General features: G+C 64.5%; 2 protein-coding genes. Both read left to right on the forward strand.

The genetic code is table 11. The annotated features are described in order from the left end of the window. The coding region (locus tag JMF90_RS34165) for a cytochrome b (protein ID WP_201326080.1) at nt 1-304 on the forward strand (304 nt) is incomplete at its 5' end. 541 nt (nt 305-845) lie between these two features. Further along, nucleotides 846-2,235: autotransporter-associated beta strand repeat-containing protein (locus JMF90_RS34170; RefSeq protein WP_201326081.1), on the forward strand; the 1,390-nt coding region annotated here is incomplete at its 3' end.

Consider the following 2,235-nt stretch of genomic DNA (forward strand, 5'->3'; position numbering starts at 1 on the left):
GGTGCTCGCAGCGAAAGCGTCCCACTGGGCACTGTATGTGCTGATGCTGGCATTGCCGCTGATCGGCTGGGCCTTGTTGTCGGCGGGCGGTTTCCCGATTGTCCTGTTCAAGGGCGTCAACCTGCCTGCGATCGTACCGGCCAGTCCGACGCTCTTTGCATGGTTGCGCGATGCGCATGGCCTGTTGGCGCGACTGCTGTTCGTCGTCGTGCTGGCCCTTCTGTCGGCTGCCCTGGTTCATGCGTGGATTTACCGGGACGGCGTTTTTTCCAGCATGGCACGTGGTGGACGGCAACGCGGTTAAGTAGCCCGTCGTTCGATCGTCGGCGGAGTGCGTCGCATGGCGGCTTCGACGGCGGCCGTCCAGCTATCCGGAACATCTGCTGGCGGGATCGTCGAGCGCATCGACGAACACCTCTGGCCATGTAGTCGTCCAAAAGCGGGTGGCATTGCTTCGTGCAAGGCAACATGGCCGAATTGTCCATGTTGCCTTGCACGGCCCGTGCGATTGCGGTATCGCGTCATATTTTCCGATTCGCCCGAATCTCGTCGTCACAACTTTCAGGAGTCTCGCGATAACCGGAAAATTAAACCGGTTCGCTCCGGTCCGCTTTCATGATGCCGGTGCCGCAGCATTTTCCGCGACGCAACAACGCGACCATTTTCCTTATTTCCCGTTCCGCAATGAATTGCCACGTGATTTCCGATATCACGCCAATGGATCTTGCGATTATTTCAAGACAGGTGATATAACCCGTTTCACGCACCGATTTGCAGCAATAACGTCACCAATAAATGCGAGCGGAAAAATGAAAAGAAAGGCGCGGAACCTGGGTTTGGGTGGAATGGCGATTCTGACCGGCGCGGTGCCGGTCAGTGCGTATGCGGTGTGCTCGGCCACCGCGCCGGGCAGCGGCACGACGGTGACGTGTACCGGCGCGAATGCGCCGTCGGTCGTGGCCACGGCCGGCAGCACCGGTGTGACGATCAACCTCGATTCGACCGTGACGGGCAGCTACGTGCTGACGTCCGCGCCGACGCCGTTCTCGGTCGACACGTCGAGCACGATCACCAACAACGGCAGCCTGTCGATGTCCGGCAACGGCACGGGCGTCGCGAACCGCGGCGCGGTGCTGCTCGGCGTGAACAACGGCAACACGCTCACCAATGCGGCGACCGGCGTGATTTCGACGTCGGGCACCTACAACGACGGGATGGCCGCGAACGGCAACAACAATACGCTGGTCAACAACGGCACGATCACGACCACCGGCAACAACGCGTACGGGATGACGGCCGCGTGGGGGCAAAGCAATCCCGGCGCATCGGGCAACCAGATCGTCAACACGGGCACCGTGACGACGTCCGGCAACAACGCGCGCGCCGCGTCGCTGCTCGGCGGCAATGGCACGATCACCAACAGCGGCACGCTGACGTCGAACGGCCGCGATGCGCCGGCCGTCTACATGCAGGGCAACAACGACACGCTGGTCAACAGCGGCACGATCCAGACCACCGGCACCGCGACGAGCGGCGGCAGCGTCGACGCCGTCGTATCGAACACGCTCGGCAGTTCGTTCACCGCGACGATCACGAACCAGGCCGGCGGCCGGATCGTCAGCAACAACGGCATCGGCGTGCGCTCGACCAACGGCGCGACGACGATCACCAACGCGGGGCTGATCCAGGGCGGCGGCGGCACCGCGATCCAGGGCGGCAACGGCAACGTGACGCTGATCCTGCAGACGGGCTCGCAGATCGTCGGCACGGCCAACGGCGGCGCGGGCACCAACACCGTGACGCTGCAGGGCACCGGCACCGCGTCGAATGCGTTCACGAATTTCCAGCGCCTGACGATGGCCGGCACCGACTGGACGTGGGGCGGCACCGGCACGTTCTCGACCGCGCTCGTGCAGAGCGGCACGCTGAACCTCACGGGCACGCTCGGCACGACGACGGCGTCGGTCGTCGCGACCGTCAACGCGGGCGCGACGCTGCAGGCGAATGCGTCGAACCTGCCGCTGTCCGTCACCGACAACGGGCTGGTGCGCTTCCAGCAGGACAGCGCCGGAACGTACACGGGCACGATCGCCGGTGCGGGCGCGGTGGAGAAAACCGGCGCGGGCACGTTGACGCTCACGCCGTCCGCGGCGGGTGGCAATACGTATTCCGGCGGCACGACGATCACGCAAGGCACGCTGTCGGTCGCGGCGGACAACGCGCTCGGCGCTTCAT

It is taken from the genome of Burkholderia sp. E168m23 (assembly GCF_016586125.1).
Lineage (GTDB): Bacteria > Pseudomonadota > Gammaproteobacteria > Burkholderiales > Burkholderiaceae > Burkholderia > Burkholderia orbicola.